At 66.3% G+C, this 21,131-nt stretch carries 19 protein-coding genes; 14 read left to right on the top strand and 5 right to left on the bottom strand.

The window, feature by feature from the left end; genetic code table 11:
* Nucleotides 1-113 precede the first annotated feature (113 nt).
* From GOSPT_RS23100 to GOSPT_RS07320, 4 genes are all read left to right on the top strand, one after another.
* Nucleotides 114-215, top strand: coding sequence for a 30S ribosomal protein bS22 (locus GOSPT_RS23100; RefSeq protein WP_003402602.1), 102 nt, complete (start codon nt 114-116; stop codon nt 213-215).
* A 122-nt stretch (nt 216-337) separates the two neighbouring features.
* Nucleotides 338-1,402, top strand: coding sequence for an NAD-dependent epimerase/dehydratase family protein (locus tag GOSPT_RS07330; protein WP_005204679.1), 1,065 nt, complete (start codon nt 338-340; stop codon nt 1,400-1,402).
* Nucleotides 1,403-1,616: 214 nt separating this feature from the next.
* Nucleotides 1,617-2,789, top strand: coding sequence for a lysophospholipid acyltransferase family protein (locus tag GOSPT_RS07325; RefSeq protein ID WP_005204677.1), 1,173 nt, complete (start codon nt 1,617-1,619; stop codon nt 2,787-2,789).
* A 138-nt stretch (nt 2,790-2,927) separates the two neighbouring features.
* Complete coding sequence (locus GOSPT_RS07320) at nt 2,928-4,091, top strand: zinc-binding dehydrogenase (protein ID WP_005204675.1); 1,164 nt, start codon at nt 2,928-2,930, stop codon at nt 4,089-4,091.
* A gap of 466 nt (nt 4,092-4,557) precedes the next feature.
* Here the strand turns inward: GOSPT_RS07320 and GOSPT_RS07315 are convergent, their stop codons facing one another.
* Nucleotides 4,558-5,616 carry an HAD family hydrolase gene (locus tag GOSPT_RS07315; protein WP_085941919.1) on the bottom strand — a complete coding sequence of 353 codons (1,059 nt, stop codon included), beginning with the start codon at nt 5,614-5,616 and terminating at the stop codon, nt 4,558-4,560.
* 281 nt (nt 5,617-5,897) lie between these two features.
* Here GOSPT_RS07315 and GOSPT_RS07310 point away from each other — a divergent pair, with 281 nt between their 5' ends.
* The 9 genes from GOSPT_RS07310 to mce1N all read left to right on the top strand — a co-directional run bounded on the left by GOSPT_RS07310 (nt 5,898) and on the right by mce1N (nt 15,155).
* A complete protein-coding gene (locus GOSPT_RS07310; RefSeq protein WP_005204670.1) occupies nt 5,898-6,155 on the top strand; it encodes a glutaredoxin family protein in 258 nt (85 codons plus the stop codon).
* 135 nt (nt 6,156-6,290) lie between these two features.
* Nucleotides 6,291-7,103 carry a redox-sensing transcriptional repressor Rex gene (locus tag GOSPT_RS07305; RefSeq protein WP_005204667.1) on the top strand — a complete coding sequence of 271 codons (813 nt, stop codon included), beginning with the start codon at nt 6,291-6,293 and terminating at the stop codon, nt 7,101-7,103.
* 34 nt (nt 7,104-7,137) lie between these two features.
* Nucleotides 7,138-8,532, top strand: a complete 1,395-nt coding sequence (locus GOSPT_RS07300) for a glutamyl-tRNA reductase (RefSeq protein ID WP_005204666.1) — start codon at nt 7,138-7,140, stop codon at nt 8,530-8,532.
* A complete protein-coding gene (hemC, locus tag GOSPT_RS07295; protein WP_005204665.1) occupies nt 8,529-9,455 on the top strand; it encodes a hydroxymethylbilane synthase in 927 nt (308 codons plus the stop codon). The genes GOSPT_RS07300 and hemC overlap by 4 nt, the downstream gene beginning before the upstream one ends.
* A 52-nt stretch (nt 9,456-9,507) precedes the next feature.
* Entirely contained in the window at nt 9,508-11,178 is a 1,671-nt protein-coding gene (locus GOSPT_RS07290; protein ID WP_005204664.1) for a bifunctional uroporphyrinogen-III C-methyltransferase/uroporphyrinogen-III synthase, read from the top strand.
* 11 nt (nt 11,179-11,189) lie between these two features.
* Nucleotides 11,190-12,167 carry a porphobilinogen synthase gene (gene hemB, locus GOSPT_RS07285; RefSeq protein WP_005204663.1) on the top strand — a complete coding sequence of 326 codons (978 nt, stop codon included), beginning with the start codon at nt 11,190-11,192 and terminating at the stop codon, nt 12,165-12,167.
* 600 nt (nt 12,168-12,767) lie between these two features.
* On the top strand, nt 12,768-13,766 hold the full coding sequence (locus GOSPT_RS07280; protein ID WP_005204662.1) for a hypothetical protein: 999 nt from the start codon (nt 12,768-12,770) through the stop codon (nt 13,764-13,766).
* Nucleotides 13,767-13,785: 19 nt separating this feature from the next.
* Nucleotides 13,786-14,322 carry a hypothetical protein gene (locus tag GOSPT_RS07275; protein WP_005204660.1) on the top strand — a complete coding sequence of 179 codons (537 nt, stop codon included), beginning with the start codon at nt 13,786-13,788 and terminating at the stop codon, nt 14,320-14,322.
* Nucleotides 14,319-15,155 carry a transport-regulating membrane protein Mce1N gene (mce1N, locus tag GOSPT_RS07270; RefSeq protein WP_005204658.1) on the top strand — a complete coding sequence of 279 codons (837 nt, stop codon included), beginning with the start codon at nt 14,319-14,321 and terminating at the stop codon, nt 15,153-15,155. The genes GOSPT_RS07275 and mce1N overlap by 4 nt, the downstream gene beginning before the upstream one ends.
* A gap of 10 nt (nt 15,156-15,165) precedes the next feature.
* Here the strand turns inward: mce1N and GOSPT_RS07265 are convergent, their stop codons facing one another.
* Nucleotides 15,166-17,217 (bottom strand): acyl-CoA dehydrogenase family protein, encoded by a 2,052-nt coding sequence (locus tag GOSPT_RS07265; RefSeq protein WP_039855121.1) that lies wholly within the window; start codon nt 17,215-17,217, stop codon nt 15,166-15,168.
* A gap of 203 nt (nt 17,218-17,420) precedes the next feature.
* Here GOSPT_RS07265 and GOSPT_RS07260 point away from each other — a divergent pair, with 203 nt between their 5' ends.
* Complete coding sequence (locus GOSPT_RS07260; RefSeq protein ID WP_005204639.1) at nt 17,421-19,106, top strand: AMP-binding protein; 1,686 nt, start codon at nt 17,421-17,423, stop codon at nt 19,104-19,106.
* A 13-nt stretch (nt 19,107-19,119) separates the two neighbouring features.
* Here GOSPT_RS07260 and GOSPT_RS07255 read toward each other — a convergent pair whose 3' ends face one another.
* The 3 genes from GOSPT_RS07255 to GOSPT_RS07245 all read right to left on the bottom strand — a co-directional run bounded on the left by GOSPT_RS07255 (nt 19,120) and on the right by GOSPT_RS07245 (nt 21,116).
* A complete protein-coding gene (locus GOSPT_RS07255) occupies nt 19,120-19,596 on the bottom strand; it encodes a hypothetical protein (protein WP_005204638.1) in 477 nt (158 codons plus the stop codon).
* 220 nt (nt 19,597-19,816) lie between these two features.
* Complete coding sequence (locus tag GOSPT_RS07250) at nt 19,817-20,635, bottom strand: mycofactocin-coupled SDR family oxidoreductase (protein ID WP_005204637.1); 819 nt, start codon at nt 20,633-20,635, stop codon at nt 19,817-19,819.
* A 28-nt stretch (nt 20,636-20,663) separates the two neighbouring features.
* Complete coding sequence (locus GOSPT_RS07245; protein ID WP_005204636.1) at nt 20,664-21,116, bottom strand: nuclear transport factor 2 family protein; 453 nt, start codon at nt 21,114-21,116, stop codon at nt 20,664-20,666.
* Between the last annotated feature and the right edge of the window lie 15 nt (nt 21,117-21,131).

The following is a 21,131-nucleotide window of genomic DNA, read 5'->3' as shown; positions in this document are numbered from 1 at the left end:
GTAGCTGATCTCGCCGCAGGGTTCCGGCGGGCAGGCCTCACCACCCAAGTGTGAGTGTCGACGACAGCGTGCCGTGAAACCGCGTGAGACCGTGTGAGTAAGGAAGTGCCCCGATGGGTTCAGTGATCAAGAAGCGCCGCAAGCGCATGTCGAAGAAGAAGCACCGCAAGCTTCTGCGTCGTACCCGCGTGCAGCGTCGCAAACTCGGTAAGTGAGCCTTCGCGCCGATTAGACCCGGCGCGGATTCGCTCCACCGACTTGTTCGCGGTCACCTCGACCGCGCGCCGAAGAACCCGCCTGAGTGCGGGTTCTTTTTCGTCGGGCTAGCCTTGCCTTCATGCCCGATGGTTCTCAGTCCGACGTCCAACAGGTTCCGCGCACGGTGCTGGTCACCGGGGCGTCGACCTTCCTCGGTGGATATCTCGTCGCCGCGCTGGCGGCCAACCCCGACGTCGAGCGGGTCCTCGCTGTCGACTCCCGGGTGCCGCGCAAGGACCTGATGCGACGAATGGGGCGCGCAGAGTTCCTGCGCCTCGACATCCGCAGGCCCGCGATCGCCAAGGCGATCTCGCACTACCAGGTCGACACCGTCGTGCACGCCGCGACGTCGATCATGGAGACCGCTCCGCACTCGGCGGCCATCAAGGAGTTCAATCTCCTCGGTGCCATGCAGGTCTGCGGTGCGTGTCAGCGAAGCCCCTCGGTCAAGCGGCTCATCCTGCGTTCGACGGCGATGGTTTACGGTGCGAGTCCCCGCGACCCCGCCTATTTCACCGAGGAGACGCCCGCGAAGCGTGAGCCGCGGCGCGGCTACGGACGCGACATGCTCGACGTCGAGGGGTACGTGCGCGGGCTTGCGCGACGACGCCAGGACATCGACGTGACGACTATGCGACTGCAGGCGATGCTCGGTCCTCGAATCAACACGCGGATGAGTTCTTACCTTTCGCTCCCTGTGGTTCCGACTGTCATCGGCTATCAACCACGTCTGCAATTTCTGCATGAAGAGGACGCGCTCGCAGCAATGGAACACGTGACGCTGCGTGGGCGGCCGGGAACTTTCAACATCGCGGGCGACGGAGTGGTGACGTTGACGCAGGCCATTCGACGCGTCGGACACGTCGAACTACCTGTGGTGAGTGGTCTGCTCGCTCCGATCACCGGGGTGATGCAGAATCTGCGCTCGGCTCGTCTGCGGTCGTCGCAGACCGAATTCCTCACGTACGGAAGGGTTCTCGACACAAAGCGGATGCGCACCGAACTCCGATTCGCGCCGCGGTTCTCGACGTCGGAGACGCTCGACGACTTCGTCGAGCGCAGCGGAGTGAGTCCGGTGATCGCGCCGGATACCTGGCGAAAAGCGGAGCGACAAGTCGTATCGGCGGCTCATCGTCTCGCCTGAAAATGGGCGCCTAAATCGCACAGAGTGTCCGCTTTAGGCGTCAATTTGAATCCGCAATTTGACGCAATCAATGACGATGCAAATACGTCGAAGCAACGTGCACTATCAGGGACGAACCCGTAAACTCGGGCGTCAGACCCGGTGCGTCGACGCAGCGACACCGGGCACCCCCCCTCCAGTTCTTCTGCGTCATACCCGTTGGGGGTGGAACGCCTTGTCGAATCACGTGACGTCTTCTGGTGATGCACGCACGGCAAAGGTGATCCAGTTGTACGCAAGCTCCGGCGCGGGCAACCCCAGGGCAGGCATCGAAGCGTCGCGTCGCGATCAGTCGGGCGTCACGCGCGACGGCGGCCGCGGTCGCCACCCGAGCCAGCAGGCAACGGCGCCGTCGAGCATCGGCCACCCCAACACCGACGGCTTCGGTCGCCCGCCGGCTGCGGTCACCCCCATCAACGACGACGTCGCGCTCGAGACAGACGCCCTCGGCGTCGAGCAGCGTGGGCCCGCGCGCAGCCCGTTGTTCAGTCTCGGTGGTATTCGTGGCGCCGTCGCTGATTCACTTACTGCCACAGCAGGTTTCATTCGTGAGCGGATGACCGGCGACTACGAGATCGACGACTTCGGCTTCGATCCGCACTTCACCGAGTCGGTCTGGTTCCCCGCGATCCGTCAGGTGTACGAGAAGTGGTTCCGCGTCGAGGTGACCGGCGTGGAGAACCTGCCGCTCACCGGTGGCGCCCTGCTCGTCGCCAACCACGCGGGCGCGTTGCCCATCGATGCGCTGATGACCAGTCTGGCCGTCCACGACAATCACCCGACCGGTCGGTATCTGCGAATCCTCGCCGCCGACATGGCTTTTGACACACCCGCGGTCAGCGAGGTGGCTCGCCGTATCGGCGCGACGCTCGCATGCACCAACGATGCCGATCGCCTGTTGCGGGCGGGCGAACTCACCGCGGTGTGGCCCGAGGGCTACAAGGGGATCGGCAAGCTCTACAAGGACCGGTACAAGCTAGCGCGCTTCGGCCGCGGCGGCTTCGTCACGACGGCCCTGCGCAACGCCAGCCCGATCATCCCGGTGTCGATCGTCGGGTCGGAGGAGATCTACCCGATGCTCGCCGACCTCAAACCGATCGCTCGGATCCTCGGGCTGCCGTACCTGCCCATCACGCCGACGTTCCCGCTGCTCGGGCCGCTCGGCCTGGTGCCGCTGCCGTCGAAGTGGCACATCCACTTCGGGCGTCCCATCGAGACGGGTGGCTACGACGAGTCGTCGGCCGACGACCCCATGGTCGTCTTCGACCTGACCGACCATGTCCGCGAAGAGATCCAGCAGACACTCTTCCGCATGCTCAGCCGTCGGGGGAGCGTGTACTTCGGCTGACCGTGTCCGGTCTTGCTGGCTGGGCTCGGTCTTTGGCTGGGCTCGGTCTTGCCGGCCGGGCGAGCCGCGTCACAGCGTCGGCGTATTGTGCGGTAGAACGTTACAACGAGTGTTGGAACATCGCACGAGAGGAAGCCGATGCGGGCAGTGGTGTGTCACGAGGGCAAGCTGAGCGTCGAAGAGATCGAGACGCCGCAGCCAGGCCCAGGTCAGGTGTTGTTGAAGGTGCGGCGCACCGGGATCTGCGGCTCTGATCTGCACGCCCGCACGCACAGCGACGACACCGCCGACGTCACTGCCGAGGTCGGTTACGACCGCTTCATGCGCTCGACCGATCACGTCGTGATGGGCCACGAGTTCATCGGCGAGGTCGCCGAGTACGGCCCCAAGTGTCGCAAGAAGTGGGCGCCGGGAACTCTGGTCGCCGCTCTGCCGATCATCAGGCACGGCGAGACCGAGCACCTCGTCGGACTCAGCGCCGACGCCCCCGGCGCCTACGCCGAGTACGTCGTCGTCTCCGAGGACATGACGATGCCCGTGCCCGACGGTGTGCCCCTCGATCACGCCGCGCTGACCGAACCGTTGTCGGTGGCCGTGCACGCCGTCAACCGCGGTGGCGTGAGCAAGCGCGACGTCGCCGTCGTCGTGGGCTGCGGACCGATCGGACTGTCGGTGATCCTGGTTCTCAAGGCCAAGGGCGTCAAGACCGTCATAGCCTCCGACCTGTCGGCGGGGCGTCGAGATCTTGCCCGACGTTGCGGCGCCGACATCGTCGTCGACCCGACTGTCGACTCCCCGTGGGACATCGCCGCCAAGAAGGGCAAATACCTCACGCGCACAGGCCAATTGCTCGGCACCGCATTCGACGCCATGCACATCCTGCGCCGCGTCCCCGGCCTGCCGTGGTGGAAGGCAATCGAACTCGGCGACAAGGTCGGCGCCACCCCGAAGGGGCCGGTCGTCTTCGAGTGCGTCGGCGTACCCGGAATGATCGAGAACATCGTGTCGGGCGTTCCGCTGCGGACGCGCATCGTCGTGGTCGGCGTGTGCATGGAGTCCGACCGCTTCCGGCCCGCGATGGCGATCAACAAAGAGGTCGACCTGCGCTTCGTGATCTACTACGACCCCGCCGAGTTCCGCACCGCGCTGCACCTCATCGCCGACGGCAAGGTCGACGTGACGCCGCTGGTCACCGGCATCGTCGGATTCGACGCCGTCGCAGACGTTTTCGAGATCCTCGGCGGCGCGGAGCACCACGCCAAGGTGCTCATCGACCCGTCGAGCCCCGTCGCGGCGCTCTGAGGTCGGCGGGCCGGCGGTTCGAGGTTTGGCCGCCCGGCCCGCGGGAGGTTTCTAGGGGAAGGGTCCTTCCGCTAGTTTCTGCTGTCGGGCGGGCGGAGGTTTCTAGGGGAAAGGTTCTTTCCTCGGGTTTCGTCCTCGTCCCCGCGAAGTTTCCGGGGGAGGGGTAAGGAAGTGGCGGAAGGATTCTTTCCCCTACTTTTGGCGGTCGCTTCGACGGTCCGGCAGGCTGTTTCGGGAGCTGCTGGCGCGAAGTTTCTGGGGGAAGGGTTCTTTCCTCGGGTTTCGTGCTCGTCCCCGCGAAGCTTCCGGGGGAGGGGTAAGGAAGTGCCGGAAAGATTCTTTCCCCTACTTTCGACGACCCGGCCTGCGGGAGGTTTCCAGGGGAAGAATCCTTCCCCTACTTTCCGCCAGCGCGCGCCGAAATCCGAAGCCCGAAGTCCGAAGCCCGACGACCCGACCCCCCGCGTCAGCCCTTGTTGCGCAACAGCTTCACGGCGCCCGCGCCGGCGGCGCCGGCGGCGCCGGCGGCCCCGACGACCAGGGCGGTCGACGCCCCGTACTTCGCGGCCTTGCGGGCGGTGCGGAAGTCGTACATCTCCCAGCCGCGCACCTTCGCGACGTCGCGCAAGTCGGCGTCGGGGTTGATCGCGACGGCGCGCCCGACCAGGGACAGCATCGGGACGTCGTTGTGTGAGTCCGAGTACGCGGTGCACCGCTTGAGGTTCAGCCCCTCGCGAATTGCCAACGCGCGCACGGCATGTGCCTTGCCGGGGCCGTGCAGGATGTCGCCGACGAGCCGACCGGTGAACTTGCCGTCGACACTCTCGGCGACGGTGCCGAGTGCACCGGTGAGGCCCAGATGGTCGGCGATGGTCTGCGCCAGCTCCACCGGAGTCGCGGTGACGAGCCATACCTGCTGGCCGGCGTCGAGATGGCGCTGCGCCAAAGCCCTTGTGCCAGGCCAGATCTTGTCGGCGATGTACTCGTCGTAGATCTCCTCGCCGAGTCTGGCGAGCTCGGCCGTCTCGCGACCCGCGATGAACGACAACGCCTTTTCGCGACCCTCCGCGACGTCTTGGGCGTTCTCCTTGCCCGTGATGCGGAACTTGGCCTGCGTCCACGCGAAGTCGAAGATGTCGGAGTACGAGAAGTACTTGCGCGCAGCGAGTCCGCGTGCAAAGTGCACGATCGACGCTCCCTGGACCAGGGTGTTGTCGACGTCGAAGAATGCCGCGGCGGTGAGGTCGACGGCGACGTCGGACTCGCTCGGTGAGCGGGCGCGCAGCGAGTCGACTGCCGCCTGCGCCGACGCCTCGCCCGCGAGGGCCTGTCGCAGTTCCTGCGCGGTCTGCCGGAAGCGTCCGGTGGCCGCGGTGGCCCGTTCGGAGATCCAGGTCGTGACACGCCCGGATTCGTCGTCGTCCTCTACCGCAAGGATCTCGTCGTCATCGTCGCCGCCGGAGCTGTCGACGTCGTCGGCGTGTGATTCCCAGTCTTCGCCGCTGGGTGCCGGTCGTACCGCCAGCTCGTCGGCGGTGCCCGACGGAGCGTCGTCTGGCGTGGTGCTCTCCGGCCTGGTGCTCTCTGGCCTAGCGCTCTCCGACGGAGTGCCGCCGACGTCGGACACCTCGGACCCGGAATCGGGAACCTCGTTGTTCGGCTCCTCGCCCTCAGAGGTCACGCCCACCCTCCACCTCTCACGAATGCACAACCACTCACGAATGCCGCCCTCGCTCAGGCCTGCTCACCAACAGAGTAGTCATGGTGTCAGACTGTCCTGGCACCAACGTCGAAGGAGTTCGTTCGATGTCCATCACGCTGCTCACTCGCGACGGCTGCTCGGCCTGCGAGGCCGCCCGCGCCGACCTCGATCGGATCTGCGGCGAGCTGTCCGTCGAGTTCGACATCGTCGACGTCGACGTCGCCGCGACCTCCGGCGACGCCGAGCTTCGCGCCGAGTACGGCGACCGTCTGCCCGTAGTCCTGCTCGACGGCGAAGAGCACAGCTACTGGGAAGTCGACGAGCCGCGGCTGCGCGCCGACCTCGCCGCCGCCAAACCCTGAAGGTCCCGCGAACCCTGAGCGCCGACCTCGACACCCGCGAAACCCTGAGCGCCCGCCGCGGGTCGCGTGCCGTGCGTCGAAGGCCGCGTATTACGCTGATGACTCGGTCGGGACAGTCGAAAGTGAGTTTGCGCAATGGCTATCGGGTCGGCGTCTGATCGCATCCCCGAGCCGTCGGTGACCCGCCTGGCCACCTACCTCCACGTTCTGCGCTCGTTGGGTCAGCGGGGCATCCTGGTCGCCTCCAGCGGCCAATTGGCGACCGCAGCGGGAGTCAATCCCGCCATGCTTCGCAAAGACCTGTCCCACGTCGGCGCCAACGGCGTCCGCGGCGTCGGATACGACGTCGGACGCCTCACCGCCCGCATCGCGCTCGCTCTGCACACCGACACCGTCCACACCGTCGTGCTCGTCGGCGCAGGCACCCTCGGCCGTCTGCTCGTCGCGCACACAGCCACCGACCGGACGTTCCGGGTCGTCGCGATGTTCGACGACGATCCGGACATCGTCGGGACCGTCGTCGACGACGTTGTGGTCTCCCCGTGCGCGCGCCTGGCATCACTTGCAAGCGATCCGACGATCGGCGCGGTCGACATCGGCGTGATCGCCACCGGCCCTGACAAGGCACAACGCGCGGCCGACGCGTTGATCGCGGCGGGAATCCGGCAACTGCTGAACGTGACCGCCGCAACGTTGTCCACGGACTCCGATGTCGTCGTCAGACAGGTTGATCTAGCCTTGGAGTTGCAGGTGCTGACGTTCCACGCGTCACGCACCCTGTTGTCTGTCGGGGAAGACGGGCAGCAGGGCCATGTCAACCTGCCTGAGGACGTGCCGCTCGAGACCACGAGGCCCGTCGCCGAGCTGGCCGTTGAGCAACTGCCAGGGGTTGGCGTCGCGGAACGAGGCGTCCCCAGAACAGACATACGGAGTGTGGGTCAGGGATGATCAGTGCGAGATCTGCGATGGAGACGGTGACGCGGTGAGTGTTCTGCTGTTCGGAATCAGCCATCGGAGCGCACCCGTCGACGTTCTGGAGCGACTCGCGGTGTCCGACCACGACCGGTCCAAGCTCGTCGACGACCTGCTGTCGTCGCGTGCGATCTCCGAGGCCATGCTCGTCTCGACCTGCAATCGCGTCGAGATCTACGCCGTCGTCGACGCATTCCACCCCGCACTCGAAGCCGTTGGTGACGTGCTCGGCGATCATTCCGGGCTTTCCATCAACGACCTCACCCGACACGCCTACGTCCGCTACTCCGAGGCCGCCGTCGAGCATCTATTCACCGTTGCCGCAGGCCTCGACTCGATCGTCGTCGGCGAGCAGCAGATCCTCGGTCAGATCCGTAACGCCTACCTCGACGCCGACGCCAACAAGACCACCGGCCGCACCCTGCACGAGCTCGCTCAGCACGCGTTGCGCGTCGGCAAGCGGGTGCACTCCGAGACCGGAATCGACCGCGCGGGGGCGTCGGTCGTGTCGGTCGCGCTGCATCGCGCCCAGTATCTGCTGAAGACGGCGGCGCCCGAGACCGATCCCGAGCAGTCGCTGCGCAGGGCCGTTGTGATCGGCGCGGGCGCCATGGGGGGTCTTGCGACCGCCCAGCTGGCCCGTGAGGGCGTTCGCGAGCTCGTCGTGGTCAACCGGACCGTCGCCAACGCAGAGCACCTCGCAGGCAATATCGCGGCCAATCATCCCGGTGTCGCCGTGCGCGGCGTCGGATTCGACGACCTGCCTGCCGTGATGGCGTCCGCAGACGTCGTTGTCGCATGTACCGGCTCGATCGGGACCGTCGTCGGCGTCGGCGAGGTGCATTCGGCACTCGCCGCCCGTACCGCTGTGCAGCCGCTGATCATCTGCGACCTCGGGCTGCCCCGCAACGTCGACCCCGCCGCCGCGCGCCTACCCGGCGTCCACGTCATCGACATCGAGAGCCTGCGCGGCGATTCCGAGGCACAGGCCGCTCACGACGACACGGCCGCGGCTCGCTCGATCGTCGGCGGAGAGCTCGCCGACTACCTGACCCTCCAGCGTCAGGCAGAGGTCACGCCGACCGTCGCAGCTCTGCGTCAACGCGCAGCCGACGTCGTCGAGGCAGAGATTCTCCGGCTCGAGACCCGCCTGCCCGACCTCGAGGGCGCTCAGCGCGATGAGGTCGCCAAGACGGTTCGACGCGTCGTCGACAAACTGCTGCATGCCCCCACGGTCCGGGTCAAACAACTCGCTTCGACGCCCAACGGCGACCACTACGCCGAGGCGTTACGCGAACTCTTCGAGCTCAAGCCCGGCGCAGCCGAGGCCGTCTCAGCACCGGAGAGCGGTCTGGGCGACAAGCATGGCGTCCGCGAGAAGTCGGCCGATCAGGGAGAGCGTTGAACCCTATTCGCATCGGTACGCGCGGCTCGCTGCTCGCCCGTACCCAATCGCAGACCATCGCCGACGCTCTGACCGCCAACGGGCACCCCGCGGAGCTGGTTATCATCAAGACGGCCGGCGACGCGTCGGCGGCTCCGGTCGCCGAGATCGGCGTCGGAGTGTTCACGACGGCCATTCGCAACGCGTTGCATGCGGGCGAGATCGACGTCGCCGTCCACTCCTACAAAGATCTGCCGACAGCACCCGATCCAGGCCTGCGGATAGCGGCGGTCCCACCCAGGGAAGATCCACGAGATGCGCTGGTCAGCAGCGGTAACTTGGTGCTCGGAGCGCTGCCTCCGGGTGCGACGATCGGCACGTCCTCCCCGCGAAGGGCCGCACAGCTTAAAGCATTGGGTCTCGGTTTGGAAATCCGCCCCCTAAGAGGCAACCTAGATTCTCGGTTGGGCAAAGTCGCCGGCGGCGAACTCGACGCAGTCGTTGTCGCCCGTGCCGGACTCGTCCGCATCGGCAGGGCCGAAGAGGTCACCGAAGCGTTCGATCCCGTGGTGCTGTTACCAGCACCGGCGCAGGGTGCACTGGCAGTTGAGTGCCGCTCCGACGATGCCGAACTGGTGAGAATTCTCGCCGAGTTGGACGACGAGGCCACCCGCGTGGCGGTCGACGCCGAGCGTGCGGTATTGGCGGCTCTCGAAGCCGGATGTACCGCGCCGGTCGGTGCGATAGCTGAAGTGGTCGAGTCGATCGATGAGGACGGGCGCATCTTCGCTGAACTGTCGCTACGCGCGGCGGTGGCGGCCGAGGACGGATCCGACGTGATCCGCGCTTCGGTGGTGGGTCCGGTCGACAACGCCGAACAACTCGGACGAGGCCTCGCCGCCGAACTGCTGGATCTGGGAGCGGGCGAACTCGTCAACTCCTGAGCAGCAGAGAAGAACTGCAGCCCTCTCAACGAGGGCAGGAGAGTGCGAACGCATGAGCCGTACGAAGAAGGCCAATCCGGGTCGAATCCTCTTCGTGGGATCGGGTCCCGGCGATCCCGACCTGCTGACCGTGCGTGCGCGGACAGTGATCGCGAACGCGACCACCGCCTTCATCGATCCCGACGTTCCAGCAGCCGTCGTGGCGATGATCGGCTCCGCCCATCGGCAGGAGCCCGCAGAATCCGCGCGTAAGAGCACCAAGAACGACACGAAGAAGGCCGACCAGGCCACCGACGAGACCGAGTCAGACGACACGTCGACTCCCGCCGAAGACATCGTCGAGGAGCAGGACCAGATCGTCCATCCCGCACTCGGCGATCCCGCAGAGGTCGCGCGCACGCTGGTAGCCGCCGCCAAGGAGGGCGACGACGTCGTCCGCGTCGTCTCCGGTGATCCGCTGACCACCGATTCGGTGCTGTCCGAGGTCAACGCCGTCTCGCGTACCTCGGTCGCCTTCGAGGTGTTGCCAGGACTGCCTGCGGCATCCGTGGTGCCGAGCTACGCGGGCATGCCGCTGGGTTCGAGCCACACCGAGGCCGACGTCCGCGCCGAAGGCGTCGACTGGGCTGCGCTCGCCGCGGCACCGGGACCGCTGGTGCTGCACGCGACGTCGGGTCATCTGGCCGAGACCGCCAGCGCACTGACCGAGCACGGACTCGCCCCGCAGACACCCGTTGCGATCACGATCAACGGCACCACCTGCGCACAGCGCACCATCGAGGCGACGCTGGCCACTCTCAACGAGCAGGGCAACGCGCTGAGCGGACCGCTGATCCTCACCATCGGCAAGGTCGTCAGCCAGCGCGGCAAGCTCTCCTGGTGGGAGTCGCGTGCACTGTACGGCTGGACCGTGCTGGTGCCCCGCACCAAGGACCAGGCGGGCGACATGAGTGAGCGCCTCGTCAGCCACGGCGCGGTGCCCAAGGAAGTCCCGACCATCGCGGTCGAGCCGCCCCGCAGCCCCGCGCAGATGGAGCGCGCCGTCAAGGGGCTCGTCGACGGTCGCTACCAGTGGGTCGTGTTCACCTCGACCAACGCGGTGCGTGCAGTGTGGGAGAAGTTCGCCGAGTTCGGACTCGACGCCCGCGCATTCTCCGGCGTGAAGATCGCCTGCGTCGGCGAGGCGACTGCCGAGAAGGTGCGCACGTTCGGCATCAACCCCGAGTTGGTTCCGTCCGGCGAGCAGTCGAGCCTCGGACTCCTCGAAGACTTCCCGCCGTATGACGACGTCTTCGACCCGGTCGACCGAATCCTGTTGCCGCGCGCCGATATTGCCACCGAGACCCTCTCGGAGGGCCTGCGTGATCGCGGTTGGGAGATCGACGACGTCACCGCGTACCGCACCGTGCGAGCCGCTCCGCCGCCCGCCGAGACGCGCGAGATGATCAAGACCGGCGGATTCGACGCCGTCTGCTTCACCTCGAGCTCGACGGTCCGCAACCTCGTCGGCATCGCCGGAAAGCCGCACGCGCGCACCATCGTTGCGTGTATCGGCCCCAAGACTGCCGAGACCGCAACCGAATTCGGACTGCGCGTCGACGTTCAGCCGGAGTCGGCGTCGGTGACCGAACTGGTCGACGCCCTCGCCGAGCATGCCGCTCGCCTGCGGGCCGAGGGCGCACTGCCTCCTCCGCGCAAGAAGTCGCGGCGGTCGCGGTCGTAGAGGTGGGGCGTATGACACCGGTTATTCGACCCCGCAGATTGCGCACCACGCCGGCGATGCGTCGGCTGGTGGCGCAAAACGCGCTGCGCCCAGCCGATCTCGTGCTGCCGATGTTCGTCGCCGACGGCATCGACGATCCGCGTCCGATCGGGTCGATGCCCGGCGTCGTGCAGCACACTCTCGACTCGCTGCGCAAAGCGGCCGACGAAGCCGTGCGTGCAGGCGTCGGCGGGTTGATGCTCTTCGGTGTTCCCGAGGCCGAGGACAAGGACGCCGTAGGGTCCGGCGCCGATGATCCCGACGGCATCCTGAATCGCGGATTGCGTGTTCTCGCAGACGATCTCGGCGAGTCGACCGTGCTCATGGCCGACACCTGTCTCGACGAGTTCACCGACCACGGGCACTGCGGGGTGCTCTCCGACGACGGCCGTGTCGACAACGACGCGACACTCGAACGCTACGTGTCGATGTCACTCGCGCAGGCCCGCGCCGGTGCGCACCTTCTGGGTCCGTCGGGAATGATGGACGGTCAGGTCGCCGAGATTCGTGCCGCGCTCGACGCCGAAGGCCTCACCGACACAGGGATTCTCGCGTACTCGGCCAAGTACGCGTCCGCGTTCTACGGTCCGTTCCGCGAGGCTGTCGGGTCCTCGCTGCAGGGCGATCGTCGCACCTACCAACAGGATTCGGCCAACCGCACCGAGGCTCTTCGTGAGGTGCGTCTCGACCTCGACGAGGGCGCCGACATCGTGATGGTCAAGCCCGCCATGAGCTACCTCGACATCGTCCGCGACGTCGCCGAGATCTCTGACGTTCCCGTCGCGGCCTACCAGATCTCGGGCGAGTACTCGATGATCACCGCCGCCGCCGAGCGTGGCTGGATCGACCGCGACGCCGCCATCCTCGAGTCTCTGACCTCGATCAAACGCGCAGGCGCCTCGATCATCCTGACGTACTGGGCGACCGAGGTCGCCGCCAAGCTGGCCTAGGCCGCCTTACCGCTGGTCGGGCCCTCCCGCTGGTCGAGCGAGGCTGCCTCTCCCGTTGGTCGAGCGGGCCCGAGCGGAGCGAGGACCCGAGTCGAGACCACTCGCAACTCCGTGGTTGGGCGGGGCGGCCCCTTCCGCTGGTCGAGCGGACCCGAGCGCAGCGAGGACCCGAGTCGAGACCACCTCGTACCGCGAGCGGCACTCGTTGCGGCCCCTTCCGCTGGTCGAGCGGGCCCGAGCGGAGCGAGGTCCCGAGTCGAGACCACTCGCGGTTCCGTGGTTGGGCGGGGCGGCCCCTCCCGCTGGTCGAGCGGGCCCGAGCGCAGCGAGGACCCGAGTCGAGACCACTCGCGGTTCCGTGGTCGGGCGGGACGGCCACTCCCGCTGGTCGAGCGGGCCCGAGCGGAGCGAGGACCCGAGTCGCGACCACCTCGTACCGCGATCGGCACTCGTTGCGGCTCGAGGTCCGTACACAATCGTGACGCCAGCGGGCCGCCGCGACAATTATTGTCGTGGCTCGCGCTGACGTCGAAGTTGTGTACGTAGTCGCGCGGCGCAGGTCCTCATCGCGCACCAAGCTGCGTTCACTACGCTGGAGCTATGTCGCAATTTCTCGATCCGCGTCGCGACCCCGCGTCCGCGCAGGCAGACGGGCAGCGCGAGCGCCCGAAGCTGCCCGACTCCGTGGCCATCGCGTGTGAGCTGTGGATTGTCGTGGTCATCGCCAGGATCGTGACGGCCGTCGCGCAGTATCCGACCCTGCGCGACACGATGAACCAGCGAGCCTCCGACCTCCCCGCCGATACCCCGCGCGCAGAGGTAGATCTCATGACGTCCTCGGGCTTCCTGATCGCGATTACGGTGATCACCGCGGTTGTGCTGTCCGCGATCTCGTTGACCTTCGTCTGGTTTGTGCGCAAGGGATACAACTGGGCGCGGGTGCTGCTCGGCGCGATGGGAGTCTTCGTCCTCATCGACATGGCCTTCTCGCTGATCGCAGGTGTCGATCCCTGGTGGATCGGAATCCCGCTGATCATCGGCGGCATCGCCGCGCTCGGTGCGACCATCCTCCTCCTGAGACGCGAGTCCGACGCCTACTGCCGCGCGATGGCCGCCTACCGCAGACCGCAACCCACACCGTTCGGGTACCCCGCCCCTCCCGGCTACCCGCCCCAGTATCCGCAGGCCCCGCCGTACCCGCAGACCCCGCCGTACCAGCAGTCGCCACCGCCTTACACGCCATACCCGCAGTCCTACGGACAGGCACCCGACCAGCAACCTCCCGCCGGCGGTCAGTACCCCGACAACGCCCCCTACGCCCAGGGCTCGCCGACGTCGTGGGAAGACGAGGCGCGACGCCGGGGCTGGCAGCCTCCGACGACCGGCGAGTCGGCATCACCCCAAAAAGCAACACCCCAGACCGGATCGCTGCAGAAAGATCCGAATACCGTCGGCACGCCGTCGGGAACAGTCGGTGGCGACTACGCTTCCGGAGAAGGGGACCGACCCGACGAGGCGGGTCTCCACAGCCACGAGAACGAGTCGACGCCCCGCAGCGAGCCGTCGACAGACAGAAAGCAAAGCAGTGACCCTTCCTGACGCAAGTAAACGCCCGAAAATGGTGACCTGGGCGTACCGATGCTGGATCGCGTCCGGCGTTCTGTTGGGACTGCTCGGTGTCGGCTACATCGTGGCAGGCATCTTTGCCGACGCCCCGACGCTGCTTCCGATCGGAATCGGGATCATCGTGATCGCCGTCGGTGTGGCGTACGTGCTGCTCGGCAGCAAGGCCTACGTCGGGGATGCTCGCTGGCGCTCATCGTTGGCGGCGCTGACGCTCGTCGTTGTGATCATGCTGGTGTTCCTCAGCTTCGGTTATCCCGCCCTCGCGTTCACCCTGCTCGCCGCGGTCATCGGACTCTTCGGATCGTTGCTCGCCTACCGCCCGGAGGCCGACGCCTGGTTCAACGCGGGCAGCCCACCCGAGTGCCCGGAGAAGTCGACGTCGGGCAAGGGCAAAGCGGGCGGCAAGGGTCGCGCCGCGAACGGGAAGAGCAGGCCGGGAGGCAAGACGAGACCCGTCGAGAAGCGATCGGGTGACAAAAACTCGGCATCTGTGCGAAACAAGCAGGACCGGAAACGGGACATAGCGTGACCTCTGCCGCTGACGATCCCGCCGGTGGCAGCCCAGAAATCCCAAGCGGCAGCGCGGAGTCCTCAGACAGCGGCGTCGAGTCTGCCCGTGGCGTCGGTGGCAGCACCGCGCCCGCCGATGGCGAGACGCTCGACGACAACCCCGACGAATCCGCTGACGCGGGAGGAACTGCCGGCGCCGAAGCATCCGACGACGCAGAAGCGCTCGACGACGCCGGAGACTTCGATGGCGCCGACGAATCCGCCGAAGCAGAAGAATCCGCCGATGCGGAGGAAGACAACGCGGCCGCGCAAGAGACCGACACCGACGCCGCCCACCGAGCGCACCCGATCCCGGAGCTGGAGGACCGCGGCGAGACGTTGTTCGTCGAGGAGGGCGGTAGCTGGTGGGTCGTGGCGATCGGCCCTGTGCTAGCAGGCGCCGTGCTCGCGGTGGACATCGCCGGCCCCGGCCGTGTGCATTGGTTGTGGATCTCGGTCCTCGGCGCAATCATCACGCTGTTCTCGATTGTCCAGGTGTACGCGGCGCGGCGACACGTCGGAGTCGAACTGACCGAGACCACGTTGCAGCAGGGGACGCTGCTGATGGCACTCGCCGACATCGAGAAGATCTACCCCGCCAACAACGGCGCCGAACACGAGAAGTGGGAGAGCGCTCCGGCGCTCGGAGAACTCGCGGGGGTTCCGCGACGTCGGAAGGGCGTCGGCGTGAAGCTCTTTGACGGCAAACTCGCCCAGGCGTGGGCCCGCGACGTCGAACGATTCCGTCAGGAGCTCATCGAGGCACACCTTGCGGTGCAGCTCGGTGTGCGCCCTCGGGGGTCGAGCGACTAGACCCGACCTCTCAGTGGTTCTCGATCATCGGCGCGCCCATGAGCTCCTCCGGGATGCCGAATGCGTCGACAAGCGTCGCCGCGTAAGGGCGTAGGTCTTGGCAGAGTTCGTTGACGCCGCGTCGAATCGCCTTGGCGCGCTCGACGGAGATGTGGCGGTGCATCATGAACCAGCCGAGGTCGGCCTCGAGCGCGGAGTAGACGAACAGGTCGCACACCTTGCCGAGTACCTCCGCTGCGGCGCGCGAATCGCAGTCGTTGATGGCTTGGACGAAGGCTTCCAACACGATTCGCTCGGTGCGAGCCTGGCCGACCTTGAGCAGGTGGTCCTGCGCGTTGTTGAACACCTCGAACGCATCGTTGTCGTCGTTGGTTTCTCGACGCAGACGCTGAGCGCAGGTGCGCACCAGATGGTCCTCGCGGTTGCGGAACAGTCGTAGCTGAGTACCGCGGTCGGTCAGCGCGGACTTCTCGGTGTCCTCGTCCGAACTCTCCAAGAGTGTCTGAACAACCTGTCGCGCAGCGGTCTTCTCGACGACGACGTCGCGTGCCATCGACGCGATGAACCGCACCCAACCGCCAGCAGAGAGGCCCTGGACGTCGTCGGCGTACGCCGAAAGCACTTCCTTGGCGATGAGCTGGGTGAGCACGGTGTTGTCGCCTTCGAACGTGGTGAAGACGTCGATGTCGCCGCGGATGATCGAGATCTGATTTTCGTCGAGATAGCCTGCGCCGCCGCATGCTTCGCGAGCAACATTGATCGCGTGGGACGCGTGCCATGTCGCGTACGCCTTGAGTCCTGCGGCGTTCGCTTCGAGTTCGCGCTGGCGACCCGCCTTGGAATCATCGGATGACCCATCGGGTGATTCGGTCGGGGTGTCGGACTGCACCTCGTGCAGTTCTTCGGTGAGCTCGTTCTGTGCGAACGCGATGGCATACGACTTCGCGATCAGCGGTAGCAGCTTTCGCTGATGGCCGAGGTAGTCGAGGATGACGATCTCTTCCTCATCGCCCGGAGCGTCGAATTGCCTGCGCACCAAGCCATATCGCGTTGCGATGGCCAACGCCTTACGCGACGCGGCTCCCGCGGTGGCCGCAACCGTGATCCGACCGCGGATCAGCGTGCCGAGCATGGTGAAGAAGCGTCTGTTGGGGTTGTCGATCGGCGACGAGTACGTGCCGTCGTCCTCGACGTCGGCGTACCGGTTGAGGAGGTTGTCCTTCGGGATGCGCACCTCGTCGAACATGATGCGTCCGTTGTCGACGCCGGGCAGACCGCCCTTGTAGCCGCAGTCGCTCGTGGTCACACCCGGCAGGTCGTTGCCGTCCGCGTCGCGAATCGGCACCACAAAGCAGTGCACGCCATAGCTTTCCGGCTCCTGGCCGGGACCTGCGGTGATCAACTGCGCGAAGACCGATGCCATGCGGGCGTGCTCGGCGGCGCCGCCGATGTAGTCCTTACGGGCCGACGGCGTCGGCGAGTGGATCACGAATTCCTTGGTGGTCGCGTCGTAGGTGGCGGTGGTCTCGAGTTCCTGCACGTTGGAGCCGTGCCCGGTCTCGGTCATGGCGAAGCAGCCGAGGAGGTCGAGGCTGATGGTGTCGGCAACGTACTTCTCGTGATGCCTTGCGGTGCCGAGGTTTTCGACGGCTCCACCCCATAGTCCCCACTGCACGCCCGCCTTGACCATCAGCGACAGATCGGCGTAGCCGAGCATCTCGATCGCGGTGATCGACGCCCCGACGTCGCCCGTACCGCCGTGGTCGGCGCCGAAGCCGGCCGCTGCGAATCCTTCCTCGGACAGTTCGCGCATCTCGTCGAGGATGCGCGCCCGCGCCTGCTCGAGAGTGCGCGACGGATCGGGCAGGAGGTCGGCGCGGTTGGCGCGGCGTCGAACCTCATCACGGGTGGCCCGCCAGCGCCCGTCGAGGACGTAGCGCAGGTTGTCGACGAGCAGGTCGCGTTCGGCGTCAGACAGTTCGCTGGAGTCGGCGCCTGCCGTGTCGATGCTGGGATCGTCGTCGGTTGCTGGCGTCGAGGGACTCTCGGTTGGGGTCGACATGAGCTCCACGTTACGGATCAGATCCGACACCGGGGGCGATACCCGCAACGAGCTCCCCATGTGGCGCGCGATTCGCTCTGGCCGCAGCTGCTTGCCACCTCCTTCCGGGGGTGGCGCGCGCACGAGTGTGGTCCATATCGTAGGAGCACGTCAACGTCGCGGGGCTCACCCGCGTGTCATCGATGCCAAGCTGGGAGAACACCGTGTCGTCACAGACAACCGATGCCGCCGTCACCGCGCAACTCGACGCCGAGTTCGGCCGCATCGACTGCGGGACCGCAAACCGCTCGGAAATGACGCCGCTGCGCTTCTTGCAGCGCTCGGTCGAGGTGTTCGGCGATCGCACCGCCATCCGCTACGGTGCGCGCTCGGCGACCTACACCGAACTCGGCGACGAGGTGCAGCGTCTCGCCCGGGTGCTCGAGTCGACGATCTCCCCGGGCGAGCGGATCGCCTACCTTGCACCCAACGTGCCCGAACTACTCGTCGCGCACTTCGCGGTGCCGCTCGCGGGCGGAGTTCTTGTCGCACTCAACTCGCGCCTGGCAGGCCCCGAACTGGTGCACATCCTCAATCACGCCGGCGTCACCACCCTGTTCTTCGACGCCGAGTTCCGCCACACCGTCGCGTCCATCGCCGACGAGGTGCCCGACGTGACGTCGTACGTCGAGATCACCGATCCCGAGTTCGGTCCACCACCCGCCGACGTCGAATCGTCGGGTATCGGCGGATTGCGTTCTTACGCTGACTTTCTCGCGGCCGCCGACACACTAGATTCGACGCCGCTCCCGTGGACTGTCGACGACGAGGACCGCGTCATCAGCATCAACTACACCTCGGGGACGACGGGCAAACCCAAGGGCGTGATGTACACGCATCGGGGCGCCTACCTCAACGCGTTGGGCGAGATGCACCACAACCAATTCACCGGTAGCACAAGATATTTGTGGACTCTCCCGATGTTTCACTGCAACGGATGGTGCACGCCCTGGGCGGTCACCGCGGCGTCGGCGATGCACGTGTGTCTGCGCCTGGTGCGAGCCGACGCGGTATGGGACGCCATCGACGACCTCGGTGTCACGAATCTGTGTGGTGCGCCAACGGTTCTCATCACGATCGCCGGATCGCCACGCGCGCACCGCCTGGACGCACCGCTCCGGATCACCACGGCGGGCGCACCTCCGTCGCCGACGGTGATCGCGGCTCTCGCCGCGCTCGACATCAGTGTCGTCCACGTCTATGGACTCACTGAAAGCTATGGGCCGTACACGATCTGCGAGTACCAGGAGTCCTGGGACGATCTCGATCCCGCCGACCGCGCGGCGAAGCTGTCACTGCAGGGTGTCGGAATGGTGCAGGCGGAGCCGGCGCGAGTCGTCGAGCGCGGCGTCGTGCCACTTGTCGACGTTCCCGCGGATGGGTCGACGATCGGTGAGATCGTGTTGCGCGGCAACAACATCATGGCCGGATACTTCAAAGATCCCGACGCGACGCGACAAGCGTTCGAGGGTGGCTGGTTTCACACCGGCGACCTCGGCGTGATGCATCCGGACGGCTACATTCAGCTCCGCGATCGGGCCAAGGACATCATCATCTCGGGTGGCGAGAACATCTCGACAATCGAGGTCGAACAAGCTCTGGTCAGCCACGATGCAGTACTCGACGTCGCGGTCGTCGGCGTTCCCGACGAGAAGTGGGGCGAGCGGGCCAGAGCGTATGTGCTCCTGAAGGAGGGGCGGTCGCTGAGCTCCGACGAGTTGATCGAGTACGCGCGAACTCTGCTGGCAGGCTACAAGATTCCACGCGACATCGTCTTCGCCGACGAGTTGCCGCGGACGTCGACTGGCAAGGTTCTCAAGTTCGAGTTGCGTAAACAGTCCTCGAAATGACCTGTGCCGCTGGTCAAATCGCGTAGCGCGCGAGCAGGTCGGCGCCGACGGCGGGCGGCACGAGTTCTTCGGGAAAGATCATGGCAGGGGTCGCGAACTGACGTGTCCTCACCACGAACATCGTCCCGAGGTGTGCGACTCCCGTGATCGCCGACGTATGCACGGAGTTCGTCGTCGGGCCCACCGTCAGCGTGAGGCGGTCAAGGGACAACTCGCTCGCCATCGGTGTTCCCGCGGGGGCGAACCTCGCCCACATGGCACGGATCCGGCGGTAGGCAAGGAACGGCAGTGCAGCCGTGAGCACGAGGAGCGCGCAGCCATAGATCAGTACCGAGGACGATGAGTCGCCGCTTGCCGCGCTGACCGCACCGAAGACGACGAGCAGCACGCCGAACCCGCCGATGATGGCCGCCTGGACCACAACCTGACGGCGTAGACCGAGCACCAGAGACTTCGCCGCCCGCTGCGACATGTCGGGGCCCGCGATCATCTGGCACCGTACGACGCCCATCGGCGGTGGCGGTGGTGCGTCGAAGCGGGGGGATGGGCGGCAGTGTGTCGGGGTCTGGCGACGATGGAACGGTCACGCGATCTCCTCGGACTAGCGGATGGTCGTCGAAACCGTAGCCGACAACACCCGGGGTCGACGCCGTTGTCGCCCCGGGTGTCGTTCGTCCGACCGAGCGCGAGGAGTCAGTCGACGCGCCGAGTCAGGCCCTCTCGGTGAAGCCTGCGTCCACGGGTAGCTGCACGCCGGTGATGAAGCGCGCGTCGTCAGATGCCAGGAAGCGCACCGCGTTGCTGATGTCCTGCGCTTCGACGAGATCGACCGGGAGCAGATTGCCGCTCACATTGTTGGCCATGTCCGGGTTTTCGTCGTACCACGCGGCGGGCTGCGGATTGTCGACCATGTCGGTTCGCACTCCCGGCGGATGCACGGAGTTGACCCGAATGTTGTGGGGTGCAAGCTCGTTGGCAAACGTCTTCATCAGCCCGACAACACCGTGCTTCGACGCGGTGTAGTCGGCCATCGAACGGAGACCTTTGATGCCTGCCGTCGAACTGGTGAGGACGATCGATCCGCCCTCGCCTCGTTCGATCATCGACGGCGCGGCCACTTTGACCGTGTTGAACACCCCGGTGAGGTTCGTACCGACCACATCGGACCACCGCTGCGGATCGATCTCCAGGCTCGACAACGGCCCGAACGAGTACACGCCCGCGTTTGCGCAGACGATGTCGATATGGCCGAACTGGACCAGCGCGTCGTCGACGAGCGCCGACATCGCTTCGAGATCTCGCACGTCGCCGACCCGTGCGGCGATCTTCCGACCGGTCCCCTCGACTGCCGCGACCGTCTCGTCAAGATCCGACGCTGTCGCCATCGGATACGGGATGGCCGGGATCTGCGCACACAGGTCGATGGCGACGATGTCGGCGCCCGCCTCGGCGAGGGTGATTGCGTGTTGTCGGCCCTGACCGCGCGCTGCGCCGGTGATGAGCGCGACCTTGCCCTCTAGTGAAGTCATCGTGTTCTCCTCCTCTTCTTCTCTCGGTTCACGCCATCGCTTCGGCGTCTGCGAGCCACGGGTAGCGGGCGGTGTCGGCGCCGGCGTAGTCGGGGTCGAGGTAGATGTAGCAGCGCTGGATCTGGTGGTCCCTGATCTCGAACACGTCGGTCCACCGGCCCGCGTGCGTGACACCTGCGCGCCACTCGGTGCCGTCGGAGGTCACTCCGGAGGTGATTCCCTCTGCGACGACCATGTCGTCTTCGATGATGAACTTGAGATACTCGGGGTAGTGGTGGATCTCGACGAAGAGGCCAGCGACGTCGCCGAACATCCGGGCGATCTCTTCTTTCCCTTCTGTGACACCCCATTTGGGGAAGTACACGGTGGCGTCGTCGGCGAACAAACCGAGTACGTCGCCGCCGTTGTCGAATCGCTTGAAGTACTCGATCGCGACGGACTTCCGTTGTTCTCTCGTCATTGTCTGGGTTGAAATTGTCATCGGTTCTTCCTTTCA

The sequence above is a fragment of the Gordonia sputi NBRC 100414 genome (genome assembly GCF_000248055.1).
In the GTDB taxonomy this organism is placed as follows: domain Bacteria; phylum Actinomycetota; class Actinomycetes; order Mycobacteriales; family Mycobacteriaceae; genus Gordonia; species Gordonia sputi.
Note: the sequence above shows the minus strand (reverse complement) of the source record. Positions and strands in the feature narration are given on the sequence as shown.

Bases quoted from the DNA above. Each gene is read 5' to 3' on its own strand.
- GOSPT_RS23100 (WP_003402602.1), top strand. From the start codon at position 114: ATGGGTTCAGTGATCAAGAAGCGCCGCAAGCGCATGTCGAAGAAGAAG.
- GOSPT_RS07330 (WP_005204679.1), top strand. From the start codon at position 338: ATGCCCGATGGTTCTCAGTCCGACGTCCAACAGGTTCCGCGCACGGTG.
- GOSPT_RS07320 (WP_005204675.1), top strand. From the start codon at position 2,928: ATGCGGGCAGTGGTGTGTCACGAGGGCAAGCTGAGCGTCGAAGAGATC.
- GOSPT_RS07310 (WP_005204670.1), top strand. From the start codon at position 5,898: ATGTCCATCACGCTGCTCACTCGCGACGGCTGCTCGGCCTGCGAGGCC.
- GOSPT_RS07305 (WP_005204667.1), top strand. From the start codon at position 6,291: ATGGCTATCGGGTCGGCGTCTGATCGCATCCCCGAGCCGTCGGTGACC.
- GOSPT_RS07290 (WP_005204664.1), top strand. From the start codon at position 9,508: ATGAGCCGTACGAAGAAGGCCAATCCGGGTCGAATCCTCTTCGTGGGA.
- hemB (WP_005204663.1), top strand. From the start codon at position 11,190: ATGACACCGGTTATTCGACCCCGCAGATTGCGCACCACGCCGGCGATG.
- GOSPT_RS07280 (WP_005204662.1), top strand. From the start codon at position 12,768: ATGTCGCAATTTCTCGATCCGCGTCGCGACCCCGCGTCCGCGCAGGCA.
- GOSPT_RS07275 (WP_005204660.1), top strand. From the start codon at position 13,786: ATGGTGACCTGGGCGTACCGATGCTGGATCGCGTCCGGCGTTCTGTTG.
- GOSPT_RS07265 (WP_039855121.1), bottom strand. From the start codon at position 17,217: ATGTCGACCCCAACCGAGAGTCCCTCGACGCCAGCAACCGACGACGAT.
- GOSPT_RS07255 (WP_005204638.1), bottom strand. From the start codon at position 19,596: ATGATCGCGGGCCCCGACATGTCGCAGCGGGCGGCGAAGTCTCTGGTG.
- GOSPT_RS07250 (WP_005204637.1), bottom strand. From the start codon at position 20,635: ATGACTTCACTAGAGGGCAAGGTCGCGCTCATCACCGGCGCAGCGCGC.
- GOSPT_RS07245 (WP_005204636.1), bottom strand. From the start codon at position 21,116: ATGACAATTTCAACCCAGACAATGACGAGAGAACAACGGAAGTCCGTC.